The organism is Mucilaginibacter lappiensis, from assembly GCF_900155965.1.
Taxonomy (GTDB): Bacteria; Bacteroidota; Bacteroidia; order Sphingobacteriales; family Sphingobacteriaceae; genus Mucilaginibacter; species Mucilaginibacter lappiensis.
This window is the reverse complement of record NZ_FTMG01000001.1, coordinates 274,111-291,724: the sequence shown is the minus strand read 5'-3', so window position 1 is coordinate 291,724 and position 17,614 is coordinate 274,111. Positions and strand designations below refer to the sequence as shown.

At 41.5% G+C, this 17,614-nt stretch carries 12 protein-coding genes; 6 read left to right on the top strand and 6 right to left on the bottom strand.

The window, feature by feature from the left end; all coding sequences use genetic code 11:
• Positions 1-28: 28 nt before the first annotated feature.
• Together BW976_RS01110 and BW976_RS01105 are read right to left on the bottom strand one after the other, a co-directional pair.
• Positions 29-1,012, bottom strand: coding sequence for a helix-turn-helix transcriptional regulator (locus BW976_RS01110; protein WP_076369549.1), 984 nt, complete (start codon positions 1,010-1,012; stop codon positions 29-31).
• Positions 1,013-1,108: 96 nt separating this feature from the next.
• On the bottom strand, positions 1,109-3,508 hold the full coding sequence (locus BW976_RS01105) for an ABC transporter permease (protein ID WP_076369547.1): 2,400 nt from the start codon (positions 3,506-3,508) through the stop codon (positions 1,109-1,111).
• A gap of 263 nt (positions 3,509-3,771) precedes the next feature.
• Here BW976_RS01105 and BW976_RS01100 point away from each other — a divergent pair, with 263 nt between their 5' ends.
• Positions 3,772-4,692: an NADP-dependent oxidoreductase gene (locus BW976_RS01100; RefSeq protein ID WP_076370589.1), complete on the top strand. Its 921-nt coding sequence runs from the start codon at positions 3,772-3,774 to the stop codon at positions 4,690-4,692.
• Between the two features lie 141 nt (positions 4,693-4,833).
• Here BW976_RS01100 and BW976_RS01095 read toward each other — a convergent pair whose 3' ends face one another.
• Positions 4,834-6,060 carry a pyridoxal phosphate-dependent aminotransferase gene (locus BW976_RS01095; RefSeq protein ID WP_076369545.1) on the bottom strand — a complete coding sequence of 409 codons (1,227 nt, stop codon included), beginning with the start codon at positions 6,058-6,060 and terminating at the stop codon, positions 4,834-4,836.
• A 134-nt stretch (positions 6,061-6,194) separates the two neighbouring features.
• Entirely contained in the window at positions 6,195-6,593 is a 399-nt protein-coding gene (locus BW976_RS01090) for a DUF1573 domain-containing protein (RefSeq protein ID WP_076370587.1), read from the bottom strand.
• A gap of 158 nt (positions 6,594-6,751) precedes the next feature.
• Between BW976_RS01090 and BW976_RS01085 the strand changes: the two genes are divergently transcribed.
• From BW976_RS01085 to BW976_RS01075, 3 genes are all read left to right on the top strand, one after another.
• Positions 6,752-9,184: an alpha-ketoacid dehydrogenase subunit alpha/beta gene (locus BW976_RS01085; RefSeq protein WP_076369543.1), complete on the top strand. Its 2,433-nt coding sequence runs from the start codon at positions 6,752-6,754 to the stop codon at positions 9,182-9,184.
• 287 nt (positions 9,185-9,471) lie between these two features.
• Entirely contained in the window at positions 9,472-10,053 is a 582-nt protein-coding gene (locus BW976_RS01080; RefSeq protein WP_076369541.1) for a nitroreductase family protein, read from the top strand.
• A 403-nt stretch (positions 10,054-10,456) separates the two neighbouring features.
• The gene (locus tag BW976_RS01075) at positions 10,457-11,242 is read left to right on the top strand and encodes a murein L,D-transpeptidase catalytic domain family protein (RefSeq protein WP_076369539.1); all 786 of its coding nucleotides are present in this window, start codon (positions 10,457-10,459) and stop codon (positions 11,240-11,242) included.
• Positions 11,243-11,366: 124 nt separating this feature from the next.
• Here BW976_RS01075 and BW976_RS01070 read toward each other — a convergent pair whose 3' ends face one another.
• A complete protein-coding gene (locus tag BW976_RS01070) occupies positions 11,367-12,947 on the bottom strand; it encodes a L,D-transpeptidase family protein (protein ID WP_076370585.1) in 1,581 nt (526 codons plus the stop codon).
• Between the two features lie 935 nt (positions 12,948-13,882).
• Here BW976_RS01070 and BW976_RS01065 point away from each other — a divergent pair.
• Together BW976_RS01065 and BW976_RS01060 are read left to right on the top strand one after the other, a co-directional pair.
• Positions 13,883-15,394 (top strand): alpha/beta hydrolase-fold protein, encoded by a 1,512-nt coding sequence (locus BW976_RS01065; RefSeq protein ID WP_076369537.1) that lies wholly within the window; start codon positions 13,883-13,885, stop codon positions 15,392-15,394.
• A 393-nt stretch (positions 15,395-15,787) separates the two neighbouring features.
• Positions 15,788-16,306 (top strand): DinB family protein, encoded by a 519-nt coding sequence (locus tag BW976_RS01060; RefSeq protein WP_139332151.1) that lies wholly within the window; start codon positions 15,788-15,790, stop codon positions 16,304-16,306.
• Here the strand turns inward: BW976_RS01060 and BW976_RS01055 are convergent.
• On the bottom strand, positions 16,303-17,538 hold the full coding sequence (locus BW976_RS01055) for an MFS transporter (protein ID WP_076369533.1): 1,236 nt from the start codon (positions 17,536-17,538) through the stop codon (positions 16,303-16,305). The two genes, BW976_RS01060 and BW976_RS01055, sit on opposite strands and share 4 nt — an antisense overlap.
• Positions 17,539-17,614 lie beyond the last annotated feature (76 nt).

Here is a 17,614-nt window from a genome sequence, read left to right as displayed (position 1 = left end):
AATATCGCTTAACGACTATAAAATAGTCCTATCCGACGGCAGTGTATTTTTTTGGGGTGATGCCATAATGTTTCTCAAAAAGCCGGGCAAAATGACTGAGGTTTGAAAAGCCAAGACGATAGCCCGTTTCAGAAACCGAATAGCCCGCATGCTTTAATAAAAAGCCGGCTTCCTGCATCCTTTCATTCTGATAGTAGTTGTAAATTGTATCGCCAAAGGTTTGCTTAAACAATTGCTTCATTTTTGTTTCGCTCATCCCGGCAAATTTGGCTAAAGCGTTCAGTTGTGGAGGCTGGCTCAGGTCAGCAAGTACCGCGGTTCTGATCACATATAATTTATCAATATCCGCTTTATTAACGGGGCTTTGCTTTTCAATTCCCCTGTCAAGTAATTTATCAAATAGCAGGTAGATCAGTTCATGTGCCTTTATGCCATAATACAGATCGCTCAGTTTATTCTGGTCATTGATTTCGGAGATCTGTTTTAGAATCCGTTGTACCTCGGGGTTCATCTTTTCGTGATAAAAGAACATGGTATTCCCGAAAAGGATCGTTTCCAGGGGGCCACTTACCTGGTCGATACGGAGTAGAGATAAAAGCACCTGGCGCCTGATACCGATCACCCCAAAATATACTTCGCTATATGCAGGAAAAAAAGTTTCTGTACCTAATGCTGTAGATGCTATTTGAATTGATGAGCCATTGTTTTTTAGAAATTGAATAGCATTTTCCCTATCGGCGGCAAGACCGGTAGGGGTTTCATTACTATTAAATACGATAGAAATAACTTCCGTACTTTCTTCGGGAGAATGGCGTTTTAAATGAAAATCCTGTTTCAGGGTATAATGATGCAGCACCAATTTAAAACCGGGCTCTATATCGATCATTTTGATGTAACCTTCGCCAAGATCATCCGGTATTTTTAAACTATTTTTAAAAACAGGAATATTAAACTTTTCGCCAAAGCTTTTTACAAAATTAAAACCGGGCTGAACCGTAAATTCAAAAAACATTCTTTGAATATATTATATTTTAGGGCTACTATTATACATAGTCCAATATAACGAATATTCCCTTATTCCGTAATCAAGTATAACAGTGCTGATAGTTTATTCGCTTCTTAAGCTTTTTACCGGACTGGCAATTGCTGCTTTGATAGATTGAAAACTTATGGTGACCAGTGCTATCAATACCGATATAAATGCTACAGTGGCAAAAGTTATCCAGGTAACATTGATGCGATAAGCAAAGCCCGTTAACCATTTATCCATGGCATACCAGGCTAATGGCCAGGCGATGATATTGGCTATCAACACCAGTTTTAAGAAATTACCTGAAAGTAATAGCACAATACGTTGTACAGATGCACCCAGTACTTTCCGTACCCCAATCTCCTTTACTCTTTTTTCGGCAGAATGGGATGCCAGGCCAAACAGGCCCAGGCAGGAAATGAAAATAGCCAGGCCCGCAAGGATGCCTACAATCTGGCTCACCTGGTTATCGGCTTTGTAAACCTCGTTAAAATGATCATCCAGAAACTGATATTCAAATGGATAATCAGGGTAAAGGTTATCCCATTTTGATTTGATAAATGCTATAGCCGCGGCGGTATTACTGCCGTTGATCTTAACAGATATATTTCTGAAATCCCAGGCATGCGCGCAAACCATAAACATCGGTTCAATTTTATATTGCAGGGAGTTAAAATTGAAGTTTTTGGCAACACCTTTAATGGTGCCTAAGGAGTCAAAGCCAAACTGTAGGCCTATCAGTGAAGATAATGGAGCTTTGGGATGATCTTTTAACAGTGATTTTGCCAGGGCCTCATTCACAATATATTCCCTGCCGTTGAGCTTTTTATCAGTAGAGAAATTTTGACCGGCAGCCAGTTTTATTTTGTACAAATCAAGATAATTATCATCCACTACCAACAGGGTTGTACCAAACTCTTGCTTCGGTCCGTTGGCTGGTTTAAATGATACGCCTGTTTGATCTAAATGGCTTCCTAAAATATCTTGCGAGGCAGTTACGCCCGATACTAAAGTGCTGTTTAATAATTCATTTTTAAAAAGCTCGTATTTTTTGGTGGTGATCCTATCCAGCGGTATATTGACTATTTGCTCACGATTGTACCCGGGATCCTGTTTTTGCATGAATTTTAATTGCCTTAATACAAATACAGTGGCTATCATCAGGAAAATAGCGCTGCTAAATTGGGTAATAACTAAGATATTCCTGAGCAATCCTTTATCTTTTCCAACCTGTATAGAACCCTTCAAAACCTTGGCTGCCTGAAACGAAGATAAATAAATGGCGGGGTAAATGCCAGATATGAGGCCGATAAGTACCGTGCCTCCAAATACAAAAGATATGGCACCAAGACTGCCAAATACATTGAAGTTTATTTTTCTATCGCTCAGGTTATTAATATAGGGCAACGCCAGCTCAACCAGGCCAATAGCAAGAACCAGCGCGATAAACGAAATCAGTACCGTTTCTCCCAAAAACTGAATAGCCAATTGAAAACGATAGGCCCCAATGGATTTGCGGATACCTACTTCCTTAGCCCTTTCGGCCGAACGGGCTGTTGAAAGATTAATGAAGTTAACACAAGCTATAATCAGCACAATCAGAGCGATAATGGCAAACAGGTTGGTCGACTTTTTATCAAATTTCTGATAATTGATATAATCTAAACCAATGTCGGCCGAGTGGGCATGTACATCTTTTAATGGTAGAACAAACAACTTCATGTATTTGGTGCCGTCTTTGCCCAGGTGCTCTGTAATAAAGGATGGGAATTTCTTTTCCAGTAATGCCGGGTTAGTTCCTGGTGCAAGTTCAAGGTAAGTATTTAACCAGTTGCCGCCCCAATTCTTAAACATCCAGGGTTTATAAATACTGCTGAATGAGAATAGGGCATCAAATTGTAATTGTGAATTTTGAGGTACATTAGCAAGCACTCCAGTAACGGCAAAAGAAACGGTGTCATCGCCATAATGGGTTACGGTTTTGCCAATAGGGTTGGCATCGCCAAATAGTTTTTTGGCTGTTTTTTCGGTAAGTAAAATGCTATTGGGTTTACTAAGCGCAGTTTTTTGATCGCCACTGATGAGTTTAAAATCAAAGATCTGGAAAAAGGTAGAGTCGACTGCAAACGCCTCTGGCAAAAACATCCGCTCATTATTATAAGTCATCTGGTATTTTTCGTGCCAGTTTATTCTTGTGAAATTTTTTATTTCCGGAAACTTCATTTTTAAGGCCGGCCCCATAGGGAACATGGATAAGGCAACTTTTTGTGTAGTACCTTCCTGACCCACCGTTTGTACCTCATTTAAACGGTAAATATTTTTTGTATGAAAATTATCGAAGCTCTTTTCGTAAGCAACAAACATCATAATGACCATAAATGCGGCCATACCCACAGCCAGACCTATAATGTTAATTGCTGAGAAAACGCTGTTTTTCCAGATATTGCGCCAGGCTATTTTAAAATAGTTCTTGATCATCGGTTTAACGTTCTATTAGGGTTAGGAAAACTAAACTACTGTCTTAAAATGTATGCCAATATTTTAATTTGTTGATTATTAATTAGTTATGTATATTATAGAGCGTTGTACTGTATCAGAAACGAACGGGGTATTGTTTGTTGTGTATCAAAAACGGATAAAAACTATTGTATTATTAAAAAAACGTTGATTGACTTTTATTTACCTGCAAGAGATATGGCATGAATGTTAATCGGTTACATTTGTGTATAACTATAAAAAACATGAAAGCAATTCAAATGACAGGGTACGGAGATTCATCCGTTTTGAAAATAGAAGACATAGCTAAGCCTGTACCGGCAGCCGGCCAGGTTCTCATCAAAATAGCGGCTACAACCATTAATCCGTTTGATATGAAAATTCGCTCGGGTGCCATGCAGCAATTTATACCAATTCCAATTCCATTCGTTCCCGGCACTGATTTGTCCGGAACAGTAGAAGAGACCGGAGAAAATGTAAGCCGCTTAAAAAAAGGAGACCAGGTATTCGCGACCACATTTGGCGGTACCTATGCTGAATATATTGTGATAGATGAAAAAAATGTCTCCTTGATCCCGGATAATGTAAGCCTGAATGAAGCTGCAGCCTTGGCTGTTCCGTTAAATACCGCCTACAGCGTACTGATAGAGGCGGCGGATCTGCAAGCGGGTCAAAAGGTGTTGGTTCATGGAGCATCAGGTGCGGTTGGTATCGCGGTGGTTCAAATGGCCAAAGCATTGGGTGCGCATGTGATTGGCACAGCTTCGGAGAAGGGTAAAGATATCATTAAATCATTGGGCGCCGACGAAGCAATCGACTATAAATCACAAGACTTTAGCAAATTAGTACATGATGTTGACCTGGTTATAGATGGAGTAGGAGGCGAAACGCTTCAAAAATCGTATGCGCTGATAAAAAAAGGAGGCAGGTTAATTAGCATTGTTATGCCTACTTCAAATGAAGAAGCGGAAAAATATGGTATCACTGCCGAGTTTATCAATTCTGTACCAAAACTTGAAAAATTAGCATTTGGTAAAAAATTAGTTGAGGAAAATAAAATTACTCCGCAGATAGCCAAAGTATTGAGCCTGGAAGCCGCTGCTGAGGCACAGGACTTGGTTACGGCTGGTGGTCTTAATGGCAAAATAGTATTACAGGTGAGTTAATAATTCTTGTCTCCGTTTTGAGATTTAGCTTACTCGATAATATGTGATTTAGGCGAGGGTTCGAATCTCTTGTTTATTTATAAAACAACAAAACCCGGCTTTTAAGCCGGGTTTTGTTGTTAGTGTTATAGTGTATTTTAATTACCTGCTTTCAGCAAGTTGTTCATTGTTTACTACGCGTCCCGGGTAAACTTTTAGGGCTTCTTCCAGGCAGATCATGGCGTTTTGTAGATCTTCATTTTTTAATACGTAGGCCATACGTACCTCGTTAAGCCCGGCTCCGGGGCTGCTGTAAAAGCCGGTGGCCGGTGCCATCATCACGGTTTGGTTATTATAGCTGAAGGTTTCCAGCATCCACTGGCAGAATTTATCGGCATTATCAATGGGCAATTTGGCTACTACATAAAAAGCGCCACCAGGATTAGGGCAGTAAACGCCATCTATTTTGTTCAGTTTACTTACCAGGGTATCACGGCGACTGGTATATTCTTTATTTACGGCTTCAAAATAGCTGTCAGGAGTATCAACGGCTGCGGTACCGGCAATTTGTTCAACCATACCGGCGCTCAGACGGGCCTGGGCAAATTTTAAACCAGCAGTTAAAACCGCTTTGTTTTTAGTGATCAAACAACCCAAACGGGCGCCACAAGCACTGTAACGTTTGCTTACGGTATCCATCACAATCACATTCTCTTCCAGCCCATCCAGGTGCATAGGCGAAATGAATGTTCTGTCGTCATAGCAAAATTCACGATACGCCTCGTCCGAAAATAGGTACAGATCATATTTCAGGGCTAGTTCTTTCAGTGCTTCCAGCTCCTCTTTCGAGTATAAATAACCTGTAGGGTTGTTAGGATTACAGATAATGATAGCCTTGGTTTTATCCGTTATCAGTTTTTCAAATTCGCTGATAGGGGGCAGGGCAAAACCATTATCAATAAAAGAAAGTATCGGTTTTACCACAATATCGCTCTGGTTGGCAAAGCCGTTGTAATTGGCATAAAAAGGCTCGGGGATAATCACCTCATCGCCCGGATCAAGACAGGCCATCATGGATATGGTAATAGCTTCAGAACCACCGGTAGTTACAATAATATTGTCGGGGGTAATGTTGTAACCCAGTTTGTTATAGTATTCTGTAAGTTTTTTGCGATAAACCAGTGTGCCTTCAGACGGAGTATAGGCCCAAACCTTAAAATCAATATTTTTAATGGCATTCAGCATGCCTTCGGGAGTTTCAATATCGGGCTGGCCAATGTTCAGATGATAAACTTTTTTACCATCTAGCTTAGCTTTATCAGCATAAGGTGTTAACTTACGTATAGGCGATGCGGGCATTCGCTGCCCTTTTTGAGATATTTTTGGCATGTGCAAAATTAATAAAAAAGAAAGTATTGTTATTGCATACTTCCTTAAACAAAAAAAGACCCTCAAAAAGGGTCTTTTTTTAATATTTTTTATCCCTTGTTCAGCAAGGGGTATCATCGGCAACTTGCTGTGCTTTATTTGCTCGATGCTGGCTTGGCCACAACCTCACCAATAATGTTCAGATACTTCTCTGGCGTAACCGCGTTTGATTTTACAACAATAGTTTTGTTGAAAGGCGCAGCGGCAGCAGCATTATAAGTGATCTTGATAGTGCCTTTTTCACCACCTTTTACCGGAGTTTTGGTGTAATCGGCAATAGTGCAACCGCAAGTTGGTCTTACTTCTGTCAAAATAAGAGGTTCTTTACCAACGTTGGTAAATTCAAAAACGGTGGTTACAGGAGTACCCTGAGGTATCTTGCCAAAGTCGTGTTTTTCTTCATTGAATTTAAACTCAGCTTTTTGGCTGTCCTGTGCCGATGCAGTAAAGGCAAAACCTAAAACTACTGCGCAAATCATTAGTATCTGTTTCATATGTTGTTTGATTAATACAAATATATAAGGTTTAACGTAAAACAAATATATAAGGTTTAACCCAAATTAAAAACTATTAGTTAAACTCCATGTTTTATTGTTAGTTTGCAAAATACAGAATAGAATTTTATAATTTTACCGTCTAAACGAAATTATATATGCCCGAATCTACCTTACGTGCAACCAGTAAATTTAATACTGCAGAACTGAGTTTTGATGATTTCAAGAAAATTGTGATTGACGATTATCGTATTGGTTACGAAAGCCGTCAGGCAAGTTTAATAGGCAGGAGAGAGGTTTTAACGGGTAAAGCCAAGTTTGGCATTTTTGGCGATGGCAAGGAAGTTGCCCAGTTAGCCATGGCCAAAGCCTTCCGCGCGGGCGACTGGCGTGCAGGATACTATCGCGATCAAACTTTTATGTTTGCCACCGGTATGAGTAACCTGAAAGAGTTTTTCGCCCAGCTTTATGCCAACCCCGATATTGAAAAAGATCCCGCCTCTGGCGGCAGGCAAATGAATTGCCATTATGCTACCCGTTTTGTGAATCCTGATGGTAGTTGGGTTAATCAGGCCGAAACGATGAATTGCTCGTCAGATATTTCAACTACCGGTGGTCATATGCCCCGTTTGCTGGGTTTGGCTTATGCGTCAAAGTTATACCGTCAGAATAAAGAGCTGGAATATCTGAAACAGTTTTCTGTTGGTGGTAATGAGGTTGCCTTTGGAACTATAGGCAATGGCTCCACATCCGAAGGCTTATTTTTTGAAACTTTTAATGCGGCGGGTGTGCTGCAGGTGCCTATGGCCATTTCGGTTTGGGATGATGCCTACGCCATCTCTGTTCCCGCGAAACTGCAAACCACCAAAGAAGATATTTCTGAGATACTGAAAGGTTTTCAGCGCGAAAATGGCTCCAACGGTTATGAGATATTTAAAGTAAGGGGGTGGGATTATATCGCCCTTTGCGAAACTTATGAACGTGCTATTACCTTATGCCGCGAACAGCATGTACCTGTATTGATACACGTAGTAGAAATGACACAGCCACAAGGACACTCTACCTCGGGCTCACATGAGCGGTATAAATCAAAAGATCGCCTCACTTGGGAAGAGGAACACGATTGCCTGCTTAAAATGCGCGAATGGATGATCTCTTCGGCAATTACTACTGAAGCTGAATTGGAAATCCTGGAAACCGAAGCTAAAAAATATGTGCGGGAATGCCAGCGCGAAGCCGCCGCCGAACTGAGTGATATCATTAAGGTTGAAGTTGAGGAAACCGCCCGCTTAATTGATAATTTGGCCTACACTGTAGCTGTTAAAGAGGAACTGACTAATATTGCTGCCGAACTACGGTCAAGCTATGATGCCGGCCGGAAAGATACCGTAGGCTCCGTGCGTAAGGCCCTCCGCCTAACCGTACATGAAACGGTAACGGAAAGACAAGTATTGATAGATTGGCTTAAAGCAGAGACCATCAAAAATAAGGAGCGTTATGATTCCAAACTATTTTCAGAAACACCACAATCTCCTTTAAATGTGCCTGTTGTGCCGGCTATTTATAGTGAAGATGCGCGTGTGCTGGATGGCCGTGAAATATTAAATGCCTGTTTTGATTCCCACTTTGAACGTGATAAAACTATTGTGGCTTTTGGCGAGGATGTAGGCGCTATTGGCGATGTTAACCAGGGATTTGCCGGTTTACAAAGCAAATATGGCGATTTGCGTATTACTGATACCGGCATCCGTGAAACTACCATTATAGGGCAGGGTATGGGCTTGGCCATGCGCGGTTTACGCCCCATTGCCGAGATCCAATATCTCGATTACTTGATATACGCCATGACCGTTTTGTGCGATGATATAGCCAGTTTGAGCTACCGTACCAAAGGCGGACAAAAAGCGCCGCTGATTATCCGTACACGCGGCCACAGGCTCGAAGGGATATGGCATTCCGGTTCGCCAATGGGTTTGATCGTGAATTCGATGCGCGGTTTTCATATCTGTGTACCACGCAATATGACTCAGGCCGCAGGTTTATATAATACGCTGTTAAGAGGTGATGAGCCTGCTATTGTGATCGAAAGCCTTAACGGTTACCGCTTAAAAGAAAAGCTTCCTGAAAACGTAGGCGAATTTACCGTTCCCCTGGGTAAGGCCGAAGTATTGAAAGAAGGTGCTGATATCACTGTGGTTTCTTACGGATCAACTCTGCGTATTGTAATGGAAGCTGCTGCCGAGCTCGAAAAAATGGGTATACACATCGAGGTTATCGATCCGCAAACGCTGTATCCTTTTGATATTGATAATGTTTGCGGTACTTCGTTAAAAAAGACCAGCAAATTATTGGTGATCGATGAAGACGTACCGGGAGCGGCATCAGCTTATATTGTTCAAAAGATAGTAGAAACCGAAAATGGTTACTATTCCCTTGATGCACAACCCAGAACGCTAACGGCTAAAGAACACCGTCCGCCTTATGGTTCCGATGGCGATTATTTTAGCAAACCATCTGTAGATGATGTGATTGAAGCGGTTTACGCTATGATGAACGAAGCTAACCCGGCTAAATATCCAGCGATATTTTAATTGGTGAATTAGTGATTAATTAGTGAATTACTCTCAACGCGTCATTGCGAGGTACGAAGCAATCTCTATGCTATACAGATCTGTTCTGCTAATCGGGGATTGCTTCGTACAGCAATGACGCGATTTTATATTCAAGCTCTCGGGGGCTTTCAGCCCCTGAGTAGCATGGCTTCAGCCTTCAGCTGAAAAACATAATTGCCTTTTCTTTAGCGAAACAAATCTCTTTCGCTCAGTTTTTGCGCTTAAATATTTAAGTTTGCAACCGTTCTTTACTATACACATACATCATGAATTCAACAACATTCACCACCATATCAAACATTATTAAAACACGCCGCTCGGTTAAACCGGCTGCTATGAACGGGCAAAAAATACCCAATGAACAGGTTGCTGCTTTATTGGAGCTTGCCGATTGGGCGCCGACACACGGTTATACCGAACCATGGCGTTTTATTGTGTACGAAAATCCTGCCGATTTTTGTAGCGAACATGCCGAGATATATAAACAAGGCGTTGAGGCCGAAAACTTTAACGAGCTTACTTATAACAACCTGCAACATCAGGGTGATAAGGTATCGCATGTAATTATCGTAACCATGAAGCGCGGCGACCTGCCTAAAATACCTCCGTTTGAAGAAGTTGCCGCAGTATCAAGCGCTATTCAAAACATACTGCTTGGCGCTACGGCCCTTAATGCGGCCTCTTTCTGGAGCACAGGCGGCGCTATTTTAAAACCTGGCATGAAAGAGTTTCTACAACTACGCGAAGAGGATAATGTGCTTGGCGTACTTTACCTGGGCTATGCCGATCAATACCCCGAAGGCAAAAGAAATACTCCGCTTGAAGAAAAGATCAACTGGGTTAAATAAAATATAAGGTAATAATCACCATGTCATTTACACATTGGTGAATATAAAACACAAGCCTTTATGTCATTGCGGGCGCAACGTGGCAATCTCCTCGCGTTCTGGCCAATCTCAGAACAGCTATGGGATTGCTTCGTCGTTCCTCCTCGCAATGACATGTTTTTTTCTCCGATTTTTCCTCTCGTAACAATATTTGCTAACCTTCAACCGTTTTTGTCCGTATAAATCGGAGCTTAATTGCTTTATCTTAAACTTATTTTCATTTAAGTAAAAAAATATCTTAAAATGATTTTGAGTTAAGTAAAAAATTATACATTTGTAATTGGCCGGTTCCTAATTCTGGTCAGTTACCGACTTAACCTGTTGCTAATTTAAATTATTGTTTAAAATTAAACTCAACACAAGTATGAGGAAACACTTATGGTGTGTCACATTCTCGGTTCTATTTTTAGCTACAACCATTGTTAGTTGGAGATCCGCAGGTGCGAACAAATCAGATGGAAAAGTAAATTCAACTCTAAATGCAAAAGAATTATTTAATCAGTACGTGAATAATTTATACCAGGCGGCCAGCTTACAGCAAACCGGTTTGGCATTTGATGTATTTGAAAAAGCGGTTACAGGTTATACCAATTTAAAGCTCAGCCACCAATTACCACAAAGCAGTTCTGTATTAACAGTGGTCGATTTTACCAAGTCGAGCCGTGAAAAACGTATGTGGATCATTGACCTCTTCAGCAAGCAATTGTTGCTCAATACATGGGTAGCCCACGGACAGGGAAGTGGTGATGAAATGGCTACCAGTTTTTCTGACAGGAACGATTCTCATCAAAGCAGTTTGGGCTTTTACCTTACCGACAATGTTTACATGGGCAAACATGGCCGCTCTTTGCATTTAGATGGCCTTGATGAAGGATTTAACAGTAACGCCCGCATGCGCGATATCGTTGTTCATGGGGCAAGTTACGTTGGGCAGTCTGCTATAAACCGTAAAGGGTACGTGGGCCGTAGTTTTGGTTGCCCGGCGGTATCACCCAAGGTTATAGACCAGGTGATCAATACCATCAAAGACAAAACAGTATTGTTTATTAATGGTAATGATGATACTTACAATTCCAAATATCTAGACGAAACCGGCCCGCTGAATTTTATAGCGGCAGATTCAACTTCTTTTGATCTGGCCAGACTGTAGGTGAAAAGAATCAAGAGATTAGAGTCAAGGATCAAGACAAAAATATTTTGCTCCCCGCGAGATTAGTGTAACGTATCTCGTGGGACGCATGCCTGAAGCTTTCAGCTTCTGTTGTTAAGCTAACTTAACGTTTAGCGTTTAACATCTCAGATTTTGGATTCAAATTTTCCCCCATTAAAGGTTTTAAATGATCGTACAGAACAATGTCCAGTCCGTAAACATCCTGGCGGGATTGTAATACCCCGGTGTCATCTACCCAGCAGGTAACATAGGTAATATATATCGGTGTTTTTTTAGGCAGACCAATATTGGTAGGTTCGGGGTTATCCTCGCTCATATCTTTGGCAATGGTATCGTAATCTTCTCCCTCTCCAAAAAGGTTCTTGGCAAGGCCCTGGGGGTCACCCAGGCGCACACAGCCATGGCTTACCGCACGCATAGATTTTCTGAAGGCCGATTTCGCGGGAGTATCATGCAGGTAAACGCTGCTTTTATTTTTGAACAGAAATTTTATCTTCCCTAATGAATTATCCTCACCCGGACGCTGTTTAAAATCATATTGCAGGTTATCCGCGGTAACGGTCGACCAGTCTATCGTTTCCGGGTCTTCAATTTTTTTGCCGTCTTTGTAAACGTCTATATTCTTGTTTGATAAATAGTAAGGGTCTTCGGCAGCTTCAATAATGATCTCTTTGGTGGCTATGCTCCGCGGGATGTTCCAGGTTGGATTTACCTCAACGCTATGGATCACACTGCTTAGCTGTGGTGTTTCCCGCGGGAAAGGTTTATCATAGCGGTCGCTGTCGGCATAGGATATCAGGCTGGCCCTGCCATCCATGTTACGTCCCTGGCCCACACAAACTTTCATATTTAAAACAGATTTACCACCCTCCATCACATCCAGTTTAAAATCTGGGATATTTACTATGACATATTTTTGTTCTGTTGGCTTATTTTTCCAGCGAAGGCGTTCCATGTTTACCAAAAAATACCGTTTAGATTCTTCGGCGGATAAACCATCTATTACAGTATTATTCAGAAACGCCTTTTGCAGGGCTTTGTACTGTGGGTCGGCCGGTTGTATGCTATCCAGATAAGTTTTTAGGTCTTTTACCAGTAACACATTTTTCATACTGGTGCTATCAGGGCGTTTTGTAGCGGTAAAGTACCGGGAAAATATTTTTCGGGGATTCACCACCCCGTATTGCAGGGCGTTGGAATATTTGATCAGCGAACTTGCGGTAAGCAACTCCAGCCGGGCAAGTTCATGATAGGCTTCATCGGTTGACATAATGCCATTTTTGTCATGAAACTTGGCAACCAGGGTTCTGATAGCTGCAATATGATATGGTTTTTTGCTCAATCCGTGCTCGGTGATCTTGTCAAAATAGTCGGGCAATATATCCAGATCACCGTTAAAAAAATGATCCATCACTAAAACGGGTTGGTAACCGTTCCCCTTTACAAAAGCCTCAATCACTTCTTCATTCGCGATCTGTGATTTTTGACTTTCAATCTCTTTTTTCAACGCAGCAGCCAGTGTATCAGGGTCAACGTCTTCATATATTTTATTCTGGGTTACTTTAAAAAGTCGATCGGCTATGGCCGAGTGCTTTTTCTTGCAGCTTTGAAAAGCAAACAGGGATACAAAAAGACCCAATATAAGCAGGTAAACAGAGGTCTTTTTTGTGAAGGTAAAAGTCATGATAATCGTACAGTTAATTATCCTTGCGTTAGCAATAGCCATACCACAAAGTCAAATGACAACGATTATTTTTTAAAACCGCTGTTTTGTATCAAAACGGCCGATAAACAGGAGATACATGCTTATTTATAAATCATAAGCTGTAGCATTTTAGCCAGCCGTTTCTATATTTCCATACAAAGATATGGTATTAAAGTTCTAAGTCAGGAGTGGAAAGGTTTAAGATAAGGTTATACGTAACTAACGTAGTTTAAATTACCGCAGAGACGCAAATTTTGTACCTCTGCAGTAATAAGCAGGTTTTTTATATAGTGATAATGACTCCAATAGAGTGGCCACCATTTATGCCCCGCAATCAGATGAGTTCAGGGCAATAACCTGATGGTTTTCGTTATACGAAATACAGGTACAATAAAGATTACACGAGCCGGAAGAATAGTTACCTTGATTGTCGGTACCCTCACAGAGTGTGCGCTGACAATAGGATTGGGTTTTTACGCCTCCCTTTACATTTTTCATCTGGTCTCGATTGAGCAATCTTCCAAATGCCGAAGTTAAATTTGATTTTTTCATTGGTTGAATAATATATAATTGGTTTAATTTATGATGCGTATTGTAGTGTATAATAAATAAATTAAAAATTTAGCATCTCTTTTCTCTTTATTATCAAATACTTATATAATACCAATATAAGTATTTTTTTTATAATTTAATATTTGGACCTGTATGAATAATTGATAATATATACTCAGCAGTTCCTGCTGTAGATGCAAACGAGCGCTGCTGAACTATCTATTTCTGTCTATTGTGATAACCTACCATAGGGTAAAAACATCAGCCATAAGTCTAAATGGTCTTTTGGCTGTAACGTTTTTTATCCTGGTGTAGTCTTAATTTGGGTTGCCTTCTATAATGTTTGCCTTTAATACATCCTTATGAAAAAGCCTATCATCTTGCTTTCTGTCCTGTTGATTTGTTTAACAAGTAGCGCTTTGGCGCAATTGAAGCCATTAAATATTATTCGCGATAGTATTTACTCCAACATACTCAAAGAAAAGCGATCAATTGAGATTGTACTGCCGGAGGCTTACAGCGATACCGCCGCCGCCAAGTACGATGCTATTTATATTACCGATGGCGAATGGAATACACAGATAGTAGGCAATATTGAGCGGTTTTTAGAGATTCAGTTTATACCGGCTAATATTATGGTGAGCCTGCCGAATACCATGCTGCAGGGCCAAAACATGCGCGGACGGGATCTTACGCCCACGCGGACAGACTATGATCCGCAATCGGGTGGGGCTGCCCGTTACATTGCCTTTATAAAAACCGAGCTGATGCCTTACATTAACAAAAAATACCGCACCACCGGGATGAATACTTACTACGGCGGTTCATTAGGCGGGCTGTTTGGTATGTATACACTAATAAAGGAACCCCGGCTTTTTCAATCGTACCTGCTGGCCGATCCAAGCTTTTGGTGGGACAAGGATTACCTGCCCAGACTGGTACGGGATAGCATAGGTAAGATCGACTTAAACAACACCACTTTGTTAATTACCGGGCGCGAGGGAGAGTCCGCCAAAGAACAGCGGGTAAATATTATGGATTCGATAATCCAAAAGGCGGCTCCTGTAGGTTTTCATCACAAGCTGATGCTGTATAACGACGAAACACATAACAGTATGATCTTCCGCACGATGTATGATGGTTTAAAATTAACCTATCACGGGTATAGCAAAGAGGGTTTAAGTTTTTATCCCGCGGGCGGCGTACTGATGAAGGACAAGCCTTTTAAGATGCGTTTCCAGGGCGATTTTGTGAAAGAACTGCACTACACCACCGATGGTAGCGTGCCTACCATGGCATCGCCAAAAATGGATGGCAATGATTTAACGCTTAATAATATTACACAATTAAATTTGAAAGAATTGACCTATCGCCCAGGGTATGAACAGCAGGGAAGTGCGAACTTCACTATAGGTAATGCTCTGCCCGCCGGTACTCAACTCAAAAATTTTACCTCAGGCGGCTGGAATTATGCTTACTACGAGGGCAACTGGAATACCCTGCCTGATTTTAAAAAGTTAAAGCCCCTTAAAAAAGGCTGGGCAGGTAAAGACTTCGACCTAACCAAGCTACCCAAACAGCAAAACTTCGCGTGTGTGTTTAGCGGGCAATTGGAAATAACACAAGCAGGCTATTACATTTTTGGATTACGAGGCGATTGTGAGTCCAGGATGTACATCAATAACCAATTGATACTTACCCAGCAAACAGCGGGTATTAAATCATACTTGCTGCCTTTGCAAAAAGGGTTTTACAGCATGAAGGTTGAATACCTGGAGAAGCATGGCAAACCATCGCTCGATATCCTATATGCTCCCGAAAACGGCAACGGCGGCATAATACCCATGGAACTGCGTTATGGGGATGCGAAATAATTGCCTGACGGAGATTGAATCTAAGTCTTGAACCTTAAGTCCCAAGTAGTGATACTTATGATTCAGTGCTTGAGACTCCCGACTTAAATGCGTATATTTGTATACATACCAGCCCGGTTTTCTTTTCGATAGGAAACCGGGCTGTTTAGTTAAGGGGAAAAAGAGCACAAAAAACGATCGTTTGGTATTTAGTTGTTTGAATATCAATTATTTAATACTTTTTAAAGCTTTCAAAACCCATCAAAAATTTGTTAAAAAGTGTTAAAATAGCGTTAAAGTTTAGTTAAAATGGCCAAAAGTGAAGCGTTTTTACCCAGTTTTTGACTAAAAAAGTGTTAAAATTTAAGGTTTAAAAAGTTTTGTGAGGCCTAAAACCGAACAGATTTTCTGAAAATGATGACAGCAAAAAACAAGACCGAAGTCTGGCTCCGCGGACCTTTGGATGATGTGCCGGCACTCCTCCAACCTGTAGCACATGCCCTACTACAAGCCAGGGAAGAATTACAGGAACTGATGGCCGGTTTCGCGGACGAACTATTATGGCAAAAAGTAGCAGGCATGGCGTCGCCTGGCTTTCATCTGCAACATTTAACAGGGGTGCTTAACCGGCTTTTTACCTATGCCAAAGGCGAAGCGCTTAGGACAGAACAGCTGGATTACCTTTTATCTGAAGGAACAGTAGTCCCCAATTTAACTACAGTTGATTTGTTGAAACGGTTTGATCATGAGGTTGATAAAGTCATTGCTCAATTGATGATAACCGATGAACAAACCCTGAAACAGTTTCGTGGGGTGGGCCGGGCGCAACTGCCATCAACCGTAATAGGTTTGTACGTACATGCCGCCGAACATACCATGCGGCATTTGGGGCAGCTTTTGGTTACGGTTAAGGTGTTGAAAAACAACGGTTAATTAGCCTTCTCAATAATGATTGGTTTAGTATGAGGCGTGAGTTTTTTCAGTATAAAAAAGCCAGTTGAGGATAACAGGCATACCGAACCCAATATCCACCAGAGCATCGTAAAACCTCCATGAGCGATGATCTGGCTGCCAGTTGCTGGTGCAATGATCTGTGCCGCCGACCATGACATACTGTACAGTGCGGCATATTCGCCGCGGTTGCTATTGGTAGTACGGTTTATCCAGTAGGCATTCATGAAGGGCATACTCATGATCTCGCCCAGGGTGATCATTACTACGATCAATATAGCTACCCATGCGGCATGTGGCAGTAAATTTAATAGGGCAAAGCTAGCACCTGCTATAATAATGCCAACGCTAATATAGGTAAGCGGGTTTCTTTTGCCCTCCAGTTTATGGATCAATACCATTTCGATCAACACAATGAGGATGCCATTTAATGCCAGCAGAAAACCTATAAAGCGCTCATTAAAATGCCATTGGATCTTATAAAAAACCGGTTGCATAATAAAGAACTGAAAGAAACAGATGGCAAATAGGGTACTTAATATAATGAACACCAGGTAAACGCCATCTCTATAGGCGGATGTGGATGCTATGGCTTTATCTGCCAGGTCTTTAACCGTTTTTCGGATAGTTGCACGCGGCATCAATTTCAACAGTAAAAGCGCGGCAAAAATATTGGTGCAGCCATCAACCCAAAAAAGTAAATGGTAATTGAATGAGGCCAGGAAACCACCCAATCCGCCCCCAAAGGCCCAGCCCAGGTTTACGGCTAACCGGTTAAGAGAGTAGGAGCGGGTTTTATTTTCGTCGTTGCTGTAATGGGCTATGGCTGTAGAGTTTGCCGGACGAAAGGATTCGTTACAGATACTGAGTACAAAAGTGCCAATGCTCATGCTCAAAAAAGTACGCTGATAACCCAGTACCAGGAATAATATGCCTCCAATAAGCAGCGCGCTCACCTGGATGTCGTAAAAGCCTATTTTATCGGTTAACCTGCCGCCAATAAACGCGCCGGAAATGGCCCCGATACCAAAAAACGCCATCACCCAGCCCGATTGGACGATGGTAAAATGCAGCTGCTGAATGGTATAAATGCTCATAAACGGCACTACCATAGTCCCGCTCCGGTTGATGAACATCACTATGCTCAGGCACCAGCTGTTTTTAGATAGTCCGCTGTAAGCTTGTTTGTATAATTGGAAAACGGAGGTTAGCATAGGTTTACAAAGATAATTATAAGCAGAAAGCTTAAAGCGAAAAGCCCAAAGCTTTTTTGGCTTTGGGCTTTTATGA

What these genes read in the sequence shown, in the direction of transcription:
- BW976_RS01095 (WP_076369545.1), bottom strand. Translation starts at nt 6,060, where the DNA reads ATGCCAAAAATATCTCAAAAAGGGCAGCGAATGCCCGCATCGCCTATA.
- BW976_RS01060 (WP_139332151.1), top strand. Translation starts at nt 15,788, where the DNA reads ATGATGACAGCAAAAAACAAGACCGAAGTCTGGCTCCGCGGACCTTTG.
- BW976_RS01080 (WP_076369541.1), top strand. Translation starts at nt 9,472, where the DNA reads ATGAATTCAACAACATTCACCACCATATCAAACATTATTAAAACACGC.
- BW976_RS01075 (WP_076369539.1), top strand. Translation starts at nt 10,457, where the DNA reads ATGAGGAAACACTTATGGTGTGTCACATTCTCGGTTCTATTTTTAGCT.
- BW976_RS01085 (WP_076369543.1), top strand. Translation starts at nt 6,752, where the DNA reads ATGCCCGAATCTACCTTACGTGCAACCAGTAAATTTAATACTGCAGAA.
- BW976_RS01100 (WP_076370589.1), top strand. Translation starts at nt 3,772, where the DNA reads ATGAAAGCAATTCAAATGACAGGGTACGGAGATTCATCCGTTTTGAAA.
- BW976_RS01110 (WP_076369549.1), bottom strand. Translation starts at nt 1,012, where the DNA reads ATGTTTTTTGAATTTACGGTTCAGCCCGGTTTTAATTTTGTAAAAAGC.
- BW976_RS01105 (WP_076369547.1), bottom strand. Translation starts at nt 3,508, where the DNA reads ATGATCAAGAACTATTTTAAAATAGCCTGGCGCAATATCTGGAAAAAC.
- BW976_RS01065 (WP_076369537.1), top strand. Translation starts at nt 13,883, where the DNA reads ATGAAAAAGCCTATCATCTTGCTTTCTGTCCTGTTGATTTGTTTAACA.
- BW976_RS01090 (WP_076370587.1), bottom strand. Translation starts at nt 6,593, where the DNA reads ATGAAACAGATACTAATGATTTGCGCAGTAGTTTTAGGTTTTGCCTTT.
- BW976_RS01070 (WP_076370585.1), bottom strand. Translation starts at nt 12,947, where the DNA reads ATGACTTTTACCTTCACAAAAAAGACCTCTGTTTACCTGCTTATATTG.
- BW976_RS01055 (WP_076369533.1), bottom strand. Translation starts at nt 17,538, where the DNA reads ATGCTAACCTCCGTTTTCCAATTATACAAACAAGCTTACAGCGGACTA.